Origin of the sequence: Acidisoma sp. (genome assembly GCF_035492295.1) — a bacterium.
In the GTDB taxonomy this organism is placed as follows: domain Bacteria; phylum Pseudomonadota; class Alphaproteobacteria; order Acetobacterales; family Acetobacteraceae; genus Acidisoma.
In genome coordinates this window covers 1-9,884 of the sequence record NZ_DATJJK010000071.1, presented here as the reverse complement: position 1 = coordinate 9,884, position 9,884 = coordinate 1, and the positions used below count along the sequence as shown (strand labels likewise).

Sequence of the window (9,884 nt, the reverse complement as noted above, 5' to 3'; positions counted from 1 at the left end):
CCGGGTGCCACCTCGGTGCCGAATTTCCCCGGCTGGCCCGGATGGCAGGCGGCGGTATTGATGATGCCGGTCGCTTTCATCTCGTATTCGATGCGCCCATCCTGATGCAGATACCAGTAGGAGGCGTATTCGTAATTGCCGATGGTGGAGATGGAGGAGATCACGAGCTTGCGGGCGCGGCGGACATCGGTGCGACCGGTGCGGACGTCAAAATGCTTCCAGGACAGACCTCCATCTTCCTCATGCAGGCAGATTGCGTTCTCGATCGTCCGCGGTTCGCCGAAGACGGTCGGCACCACGACATCGAAATAGTGGATGGTGCCCAGGCAATCACAGCCGAGGGTCAGCGAATTTGCCATGCGCCCGAAGCCAAGTTCGCCGCTGTCGAACACGTTCTTACGATAGTGGCTACGCTCCGGCGTGCCGTATGGCACGACCATTTCGGCGATCGAGGCACGATAGACGATCGGCCGGCGCTTGCCCTGATGCGTATAGCCGAGGCGATAGAGGACAAGGCCCTCGCGGCCATTGAAGCCGACGCGGAAATCCCAGTTTTCCCAGGTCACCTTGTGACCATCCACCGTGAAGCCAGCGCCGTCCGGCTGCACGACATCAAGCGCGGAGGAGGGCGGGCGGAATTCGGTCAGCAGTGCCGCATCGTAATTGCGCGGCGTGCGCGGCACTGGAATATAGTCTCCAGATTCCTCGAAATGATCGACGACGTCGAGAACCTCGAGAGTGCTGACATCAATCAGCGCATGCAGGCCCTCGACCGGATGAGCATAGTAGTTGTCGAGCGGAAAGGTGCGCATCCAGATAAAACAGTTGAGCACGCGTCGGCCCTGTTCGATCGCATGGCCGAAATCGCCGACCGTCCATGGGTCCACGCACATGAAATCGAGATCATCGATGAGGCCGCGCTTGCGCAACGCTGCCTGAAAGCGCGGGTCCGCCTTCACCGTCTTTTCGATTTCCAGCACTTCTTCGATGGCGACCATGGCGCGCGCATCTTCCCGGAAGACCTGGGACAGCAATTCGCCACTGCCCAGATCGACCCGGCCCGTCACTACGCCCATGACGCCGCGGCGATAGACGTTAAAGCGTGCAACGCGGGGGAATGGTGTTCCATCGACATGGTCGCGCACCGCATTCTTGGCGGGTTCATCCAGATCGATGGTCTCGACACGCAGGTCCGCGCCCCAATCGAAGTATCTGGCAATCAGTGTGGCCGCGCGGGCTAGCTCGGCACCCGATAGCGGATCGAGCGGGTGTTTCGCTGCCTGGGTATCGCTTACGATGCTGTCCATGCGCCTGGGCTCCTCTTCTATCTGTTCGCAATCTTATACGAAAGGCTTGGGATCCATGAAGCGTTTCAGGGCGTTCAGCGTGATGCGGGAGATGTTGTTCTCGTAGCCGTTGCATGGCAGCGAGCCACACCAGGCGATGGAGCCAGTGGCGAAGACCGCGCCGCCCGCGGCTGTTTCGTAAAAGCTGAGATCGGCTCGCACACGCTCGTTCTGATCGCCACCGAGATTGGGCTGGGTTGCGGTAAATTCCTCGTTGACCAAAAGCATCAAGGGACTGTGATCCTCGGATGAGGCAAGGCGCAGGATGTTCGGAGGGGAGCCGAGCAAGGGATTGATGCAGTCAAGCTCAATGCCGGCAGCACCACCGCCGATGAGGCCGAAATCACCGATGACCTCATCTTCCACCCCTTCGAAGATGAAGGCCGCGCGTGGGTTATCGGCATCCGGTGCACGGCGATAGGGGCTCGACACATCAAAGCCCTGGGCCACGAAGCCGATGCCCGCCATCATATTCGGCGGCCGCCCACAGCGCCGCCACAAGCCGCCATATTCGCCGGTGAAGGAATGGTAGTATTCACCTGGCTCGGCCTCCCAGGAGCGGATGCCGTCTTCGGCGCGCCGCACCTCGATCACCCCAGGCAACTCGTCGTGGAAAGCGATGCGCCAGTACCAGCCGTTGCCGCCCATATACATGAGCCGGCCGCCGCGATCGATCCAGGATTTCATCGCATCCCACATCGCCGTGGAATGGTATTCCGGATGGGAACCGGTGAGAATAACGTCGTAATCGGCAATGAGCGGGTAACCATCCCGATGCAGATCCTCATCGGTGATGATGTCGTACTCGATGCCGTGATGGGCCAGCCAGCCGAAGAGATGCGTATCGGCATTGTACTGGTACAGACTTGACCCGTCTCCGCCAAGCCAGGAGTGGTAGCGTGGCGCGCAATTGATGTTGGGCCGCACGCGGCTGGAGTAGCAGACGCCCGATCCGTCCGCATGCTTGTCATAAAGCGAATGGCAAAGCTCGGGATGATCGTAGAGATAGACGTCCTGATGGCCGAAATGCAGCAACCGTCCCATCAGCCGTTCTACGCCACGCACGGTGATGTGCTCCCCATGATTGGCATAGGCCATGTAGGAGCAGGTGGGGGCCAGAAAGGCAACCTTCGGCCGTGCGATGCCGGGTTTTTTCACGCGCGGAGGACGGATGAAGAAGGGAATATAGCATTCCCGCATCGCCTCCGGCCCGGTCTCTCCACAACGGACATGCAGCGCGTAGGCGCCGCTCTTCGCATCTTCCGGCAATTGCCAGACAATATCCGCGGGCCAGCCGGCATCGTAGAGATCGTCTTCGTGAAAATGCACGGCGCCATATTCGGCTGGGGCCGCCTGCCAACTGTGATGAGTGCCGGTCCAACCGCTGCCCTTCATGCCGCGCGCGGGCAGGTTGACGAGACTGCCGTGAAGACGGAGCGGGCCGCGATCGGTCGCCCGGGTGGTGCGGATGCCATCCGAAAAATCCCAGGCAACGATCAGGCGGGATGCGAAGCTCGTGGAAAGCGGCGAGGCGGCGAGCGGCGCATGGGCCTCCGATCCGGCAAGCAGCGCTGGCGCCTCGATCTTGCCGTTGAAGTGGCAGCCGATGGTGCCGCCGGGAAGCGGCAGACCGGCCAGATAAAAAGGGCCGGCCGATGGCGCGCCCGGTGTGGCAAACCGGCCCACCCTCTCACCCGCATCCTCAACACCGAAATCCCGGCGCTGCGGCGACAGGGAGATACGGAAGTCGCCGGTCTCCCTGTCAAGGCTGAAGCTGAGCGCATACCATTTCCGCTCCAGCATGGCATGGGGAAGGGTTTCGCGCCGCACCGCGCCCGTGCCGTCTCCGACAACGAGGCAAGGCCTGCCTTTGTCAAGTTCCAGGTAGAAGCCAGTGTGAGTCGCGGCATCCCATTGCGCGGCGATGACCTGTCCTGATCGCGCGAGCAGGGTCGGCCAGAGGAGCGCACGAAAGGAGAAGGCCGAAAGCGGCGGCACGCCCTCGGCGCGCATGAAGGATCCGGCATCCGCGCGTCGCTTTTGGCCGGGATAGGTCCCGTCTACGCTGCTCGGATGATGCGGCAAATCAAGACCGGGGCCGGCCGGATTGCAATCCCCGTTCAACACACGGACAATGCGCGCATCGAAGGTCTCACCTTCCTCCAGAGAAATCTGGAAGGAGATCGCCTCGCCGGGAGCGACGCTGTAGCGATCGGGATAGCCAAGAATCTTCAACATCTGTCTGTCTCTCGCTCGCGGTCAGGCTTCGTCGGCGCTGCGGAAGGGCTGGTTCAGGTGCTGGCCGGTCGCGGCGAACCAACGTCTGCGAAAGACCTCCCACTCCGCTTCGTCGCGATTGGTGAAGATCGGGCTATCCTCGAAAACGAGGGGCTGCTGACGGTTCGCCGGCATCTCGGCGATCTGCCATTCGGCGAAGGGTTTGCGGCAGAAGAGCACGATCTGACGTCCGCTCGGATCGTAACGCAGCGTGTTGAGGATGCGCATGAGGCCGGGGCTGTGCCGCCCCACCGGCTGACGGCGGAACTCCTCGACAAACGGCATGTCGGTATCGGGATTGATGCGGTACATGATCGGCCTCTCTGCACGGGAGAAGTATCAAGGAATGCGCTTGCCGTCGGGCGCGAAGAAGAAACAAGACGCGGCAGAGGGTATGATACCAAGCCTGTCGCCGATGCGCGCGTGAAATCCGGGATCGACCAACGCGCGCAGCTTATTGCCTGTACCGTCATCGGCGATGATGACCGATTCACGGCCCAGATGCTCAAGCGCATAGACCGTGACGGGGATCGCGCCCGGAGCATCGGCAGGCGTGACGGTGACATGCTGGGGCCGCACGCCGAGGCTGGCTGGCCCGTTCGGAAGGGCCCGGCCTGCGAGATCAATCGCGACGCGACCGGCATTGAACATGCCGGTCTCGACTTCGCCCGCGATGATGTTCATCGGCGGCGAGCCCAGGAAGGTTGCGACGAAGAGGCTCGCCGGCTGATTGTAGATTTCGTCCGGCGTGCCGATCTGCTCCAGATTGCCGCGGGACATGACGGCGATGCGGTCACCCATCGTCATCGCCTCGACCTGGTCATGGGTTACGAAGACCGCCGTTGTGCCGAGGCGTTTCTGCAGATTGACGAGTTCGGAACGAAGGGAGAGGCGAAGCGCCGCGTCAAGCGCGGATAAGGGTTCATCGAGCAGAAAGCAGGCGGGTTCGCGGACGATCGCCTTGGCCGTCGCAGCCCGCTGGCGCTGTCCACCGGACATTTGGCTCGGCAGCTTGTCCAGCATGGCGTCCAACTCCAGCATGCGCGCGGCATCGGCGATGCGCTGTGCGCGCTCAGCTTTGGACAGGTTGGTGTGCCGCAGGCTCGCTTCGATATTCCTGCGAACGGTGAGATGCGGATAGAGCAGTGATGACTGGAAGACCATAGCAACGTTCCGCCCGTGCGGCGGCTCGGCCGTCACATCGCGCCCGTCAAACAGAATCTGCCCTTGCGAGGGATAGTCCAAGCCGGCAATCATGTTCAGCGTCGTGGTCTTGCCGCAGCCCGACGGGCCAAGCATGACAAGAAACTCTCCATCGATAATCTCGAGATCGAGACTCTCGACTGCGACATATCGATCATAGGTTTTGCGGATTTGCCGCAGTTCGATCTTTGCCATTCAGACAAGGGCTCCAAACAGGGCGTAGTTCGCCATTTCAGCGAACCGGGTCGGCAAGATTCATCTCTCCCAGGTGGCGCTGCAGGAAGAAGGCGACTAGCGCAGGTGGGATGATGGTGATGAGGATGCAGGCGGCCAGCTGAGACGGGTTAGGGTCCTGGCCGAGGAAGCCGGAAATGGCAGCCGGCAGGGTGGTCGCCGGCGTGCCGTTGACGAGGACAAGGGCGAAGGTGAACTCGTTCCAGGCGAACAGGAAGGCGATGATGGCGGCGACTGCGACGCCGCTGCGGGCGAGCGGCAGGATCAGGAAGAGGAGTGTGTGCAACCGGCTGAACCCATCGATCCGCGCCAGCCGTTCGATAGGCGGCAGGTTGCGGAAATAGCCGATGAGCATCCAGGTGACGAAGGGCACGGTCGTCGTCAGATCAATGATGATAAGACCGGGTAGGGTACCTACAAGCCCAAGCTGCACGTACATTGTGTAAAAGGGAATGAGGGTCGAGACGGGCGGAATAGCGACGGCCAGAAGCACGCAGTTCAAGAGAAGGTTCTTGAAGCGGAAGTCGAGCCGGGAAAAGACATAGGCTAAAGGCACCACGATCACGATGGTGATCAAGGTCACGACAACCGAGACGATGACGCTGTTCTGCAGGCCGCGGACGATTTGCCCGGCCTGGCCGGAGGCTGAGGAAATGCTGCCATCGCCCAGCTTGTAGTTAAACCCGAAAATATTTGCGAAAGACGAGAGGTTGAAGCTTTCCGGGATGATATGCGGAGGAAACTGCGTGATCTCGGCATGGTTCATGAAGGACATGCGGACAAACCACAGGATCGGCAGCAGCGACCAGACGATGAGGATTGCCATGGCAATGGTGAAATTGGACCCGCGTTTGGTCATATCTGCTTCTCCCGCCGACCCCAGACCAGATAGAGTCCCATGGTCGAGCCGATGATGAGGAAAAGCAGGAAGAATGACATTGCAGCGCCATAGCCGAGGTTGAGATTTTTGAAGCTCACTTTGTAGAGCTGATAGGTGAGGGTGGAGGAGGCATCGCCCGGTCCACCGTCCGAGAGCACAAAAATGAAGTCGAAAAGCTTCATCGAGAGCACGGTAGCAATGGAGGTGAAGACGAAGAGCGTGAAGCGAAGCGGTGGCAGAGTGACGTTCCAGAAAGTCTCCAGCGGGGTTAATTGGTCGATCGCCGCCAGGTCATAGAGCCGTCGCGGAATGGTCTTGAGATTGGCGAGCACGAAGAACCCGACGAGCGGAGCCATCGTCCAGGAACTGCCAATCGCAAGCACCTCTATGATGGAGCGGGTCGTCATGAAGTCCGGCACCTGCTTCATGCCGAGATGGGCAAGCACAGCAGTCGGCAGGCCTGTCTGGCCGCGGGCGAGATAGGCAAACATCAGCCCCGCGCCATAGAGGGAGACGCACCAGGGCAGAAAGACGAGCGTGCGCCACAGCCCGCCGAAGCGAGAGGGCCGATTGAGCAGCAGCCCGATGGCGAGACCGAGAAGCATAGTCAGGATCACACTTTCCAGCGTGAAGCGGACGGTCACCCAGGTGCACCACCAGAATTCAGGGTCAGTCAGCACCGTCTGGAAATTCTTGAAGCCGACGAATTTCGTGCGGTAGCCGCCGAAAAACATGATCCGATGAAAGGCCATCCAGCCCGAATAGACAAGTGGATAGGCGACGATCACGACAAGAAGAAGAATGACCGGAAGTCCGATCATCAACGCGAACTGCCCGTCGGTCAGTTCACGCCGCTTCAGCCGGCTGCGGCCGAGGCTCTTCTTATCCGTCATCGTCGCCATGCGCCGCTCAGATCCCGTATTTGTCGTTAAGGCTGCTGATCTGGTCGTTCATTCCCTTGATGGTATCGGCGATGTCACCATCATTGAGCAGAAATTTCGACAGGGTGTCTTTGAGGAAGGAATTGAACTCCTCGGACCAGACAACGCGCCAGATGCCGGTGGGAAAGGGGGTTTGCTTATAGACGTCAAGCAGGACCGCATAATCCTCCGGACGGGCGATGGCTTTCTTGATGCGTGCCTCCGTCGCCGGCGAATCCATCACGGATTTATAGGCTGAAAACAGCATGTGGGTTTCCATCCAGCGGTCCGCCACGAAGGTCTTGCGGTCACCATCCTTGAAGCCGTACCAGGAGGTGAATTTCCTGACATCAGCCGTCTGCGCCTCCGGGCGTTTCCGGTTCGTCATGAGGTAGAGCGCAGAATCTATCAGGCCCCAGGGTTGCTTTGCCACCGGAAGAATGGTGGTGTGACCAGCGATCTGGGAACGGCCGGGCGTATTCATTGTCTGGACGTCGTAGATCTGCTGCGGGCTGAAAACGTAACGGCCAGAGGCAAAGGCGTCGATATAGGCCGCTTCGTTATAGGTCAGTACCTCCTGGGGAACGAGCTTGGACTTCCACAGCTTCTTCCACTGCGCGAGGGTCTTGTAGGCCGGACCATTCGGATCGACCGTCATCGTCGGCTTATGTGTCGTAGGATCAGCAACGGGGTTGCCGCGATTGAGCACTTCCATGACAAAGCCCCAGGAAATGCCGTACCACTCCCCGAACCAATGCGGCAGGATGGGGGTCGCGACGCCCTTGTCATGCAGGGCATAGATTTGGTCGTAGAGCGCGTCCCAATCCTTTGGAAAGTCCTTATCCGTCATCCCGGCCTTGTTATAGGCGAGAAGATTGGTGTGGATGCAGCCTCGCGTGCTCGCGAAATACGAAAGCCCAAGCAGCTTGCCGTCATAAGACCAGGCATCCAGGAACTGCGGCAGCATATCAGCCTTGATGTCGGCGATTGCGGGCAGGGTTTCCGCCGGCATCACCCAGCCGCCTTCATAGTAGCGCACGGCGGTCGAGGGATTGGCGTAGAGCATGTCGAGATCAGCCTTGGCGATCAAGCTCTGCTCCATGATGGAGGGATAGTCGCCGGTCACGGTCGCATAGTCGATCTTGCCATGCTCTAAGTCATTGTATCGTTTCACATTGGACTGAACGATTTCGGGTGCAAATTGCCAGCCTCGGAAGTAGACCGGCTTGCCGCTCGTCGGCTCAAAATCGGCAACGGATGCGAAGGCACGACTGAAGGGCGTGGCGGCAAGGCCGAGTGCCGCTGCCAAGGTTCCGAATTCACGACGTTTCATGATTGACCTTCGACTTTCTGAATGGGTGGGCGACGGAGGCGTGAGGCGTCCCGGCCAGTCATCCGGATAGACAAAGCAATTGAATCGTTTTTAGCAAAGCAAGACTTGTGCCAGACTCAAAGAAAAAAGGCGGGACACGAAAAGGCAGAGTTGAAGCAGACGTCAGGCGAAAGCGTCGAGGCCCGCACCGCAAACGAGTCCGCAGACGCGCGTGCCGGGTGCGACGGAAACTTGTCCGGAAAGAAGTGCTGCGGCTGCGGCCGCACCGCTTGCGTCGGCGGCAAGGCCGAATTCAAACCACAGCCAGCGCGCCGCTTCGAACATCGCATCATCCTCGAGAAGCACGATGTCATCGACGTTGTTCCGGACAATATCGAAGATGCGCGGATCGGTTTGAGCGCAGGCCATGGTTGGAACTTTTGACGTCACCTCAGCCAGTGTCACGACCGAACCAGCTGCCAGACTCTCGTGCAACGTTGGCGAACCTTTTGGCTCGATGCCTATGATGCGAGCATTGGGACGCAAGGCGCGCAAGACGGTGGAGATGCCGGCGATCAAACCGCCGCCACCGATCGCCACCAGAAAAAGATCGGCGTCGGGAAGCTGTTCCAATATTTCGAGCGCGACGGTGCCCTGTCCGGCCACGATTGCCGGGCTCGCGAAGGGATGGAAATAAGGGAGGTGTCTTTCCTCGGCGTATGCGGAGGCTATGCTATGCGCCTCATCCCAATAGCGTCCGACGAGATGGAGTTGTGCGCCCCAGGATATCAGCTTGTTCTGCTTTGCGGGCGCGGCATTCTCAGGCAGGAACACGGTCGCGGGCACACCTGCCATCTGGGCGGCTCGCGCGACAGCCAGACCATGATTGCCGCCGGACGCGGTGACAATGCCGCGGGCAACGCTTTCGCGCGGAAGCGAAAGGAGCTGATTGACCGCGCCGCGTGCCTTGAAGGAGCCTGTCACCTGCAAGCATTCGAGCTTGAGGAAGAGCGAAGCGCCGGCGGGCAGGGGCGATTGCCGCATCAGCGTCGCTTCGATTAAGGGCGTGCGGCGGACCTGCCCTGCGATTCTTGCCGCCGCCTCTCGCACATCCGTCAGCGTAATCATGCCAGGACATGCTCCTGAAGGAAGGCGTCCGCCAGTTTCTCGCCGATCATGATGGTAGTGAAATTCGTATTGGCCTTGCAATCACGCGGCATAAGCGAAGCGTCGATGACGCGAAGTGCCTCCATGCCGTGAACCCGGCCGGAGGTATCGACGACGCTGAAATTTTTACCTTCCACCCCCATGCAGCAACCGCCGGCACCATGCTGCGCATCATTGCAATCGGTCAGCAGCCATTCATCGATATCGGCGTCGGAGGCCGTGAGCAGATCGGCGAGCGGCAGGCCCGTATTGCCCATCTGGATGTCGCGGCAAAGGTGCCGGGTCGATTCATGATTGCAGATGAGGGCGAGCTGACGTGCACCCAGGCGCATGCGCTCGAGATCGAAGGGATCGCTCATCATGTTCTCGTCGATCTCGGGATGACGGCGCGGATCGGCGGAGAGCGTGCGCACAGTGCCACGGCTGCGGCATTCATACAGCATGACATGAATGCCGGCCTCGCCGAATTGCGACATGTCCTGGTCGACACCGATGCCGCCATGATTGAAGGAAGCCAGCAGCATGTCCTGCTTCGCCGCTCCCGG

The 9,884-nt window shown here is 60.2% G+C and carries 8 protein-coding genes and 1 pseudogene; all 9 read right to left on the bottom strand.

Annotated elements, in window-relative coordinates:
- Positions 1-1,307 (bottom strand): annotated as a pseudogene (locus tag VL752_RS05255) (tyramine oxidase); the annotation flags it as partial.
- A gap of 33 nt (positions 1,308-1,340) precedes the next feature.
- A complete protein-coding gene (locus tag VL752_RS05250) occupies positions 1,341-3,584 on the bottom strand; it encodes a N,N-dimethylformamidase beta subunit family domain-containing protein (protein WP_325352884.1) in 2,244 nt (747 codons plus the stop codon).
- Between the two features lie 21 nt (positions 3,585-3,605).
- Positions 3,606-3,935: a hypothetical protein gene (locus VL752_RS05245; protein ID WP_325352882.1), complete on the bottom strand. Its 330-nt coding sequence runs from the start codon at positions 3,933-3,935 to the stop codon at positions 3,606-3,608.
- Between the two features lie 27 nt (positions 3,936-3,962).
- Entirely contained in the window at positions 3,963-5,021 is a 1,059-nt protein-coding gene (locus tag VL752_RS05240; RefSeq protein WP_325352880.1) for an ABC transporter ATP-binding protein, read from the bottom strand.
- Between the two features lie 37 nt (positions 5,022-5,058).
- The gene (locus VL752_RS05235; protein WP_325352878.1) at positions 5,059-5,919 is read right to left on the bottom strand and encodes a carbohydrate ABC transporter permease; all 861 of its coding nucleotides are present in this window, start codon (positions 5,917-5,919) and stop codon (positions 5,059-5,061) included.
- The gene (locus VL752_RS05230; RefSeq protein ID WP_325352876.1) at positions 5,916-6,842 is read right to left on the bottom strand and encodes a carbohydrate ABC transporter permease; all 927 of its coding nucleotides are present in this window, start codon (positions 6,840-6,842) and stop codon (positions 5,916-5,918) included. The genes VL752_RS05235 and VL752_RS05230 overlap by 4 nt, the downstream gene beginning before the upstream one ends.
- Positions 6,843-6,849: 7 nt before the next feature.
- Complete coding sequence (locus tag VL752_RS05225) at positions 6,850-8,193, bottom strand: ABC transporter substrate-binding protein (protein WP_325352874.1); 1,344 nt, start codon at positions 8,191-8,193, stop codon at positions 6,850-6,852.
- Between the two features lie 162 nt (positions 8,194-8,355).
- On the bottom strand, positions 8,356-9,300 hold the full coding sequence (locus VL752_RS05220) for a threonine ammonia-lyase (protein WP_325352872.1): 945 nt from the start codon (positions 9,298-9,300) through the stop codon (positions 8,356-8,358).
- A partial coding sequence (locus VL752_RS05215) for a GMC family oxidoreductase (RefSeq protein ID WP_325352871.1) occupies positions 9,297-9,884 on the bottom strand: 588 nt, incomplete at its 5' end. The genes VL752_RS05215 and VL752_RS05220, both read right to left, overlap by 4 nt.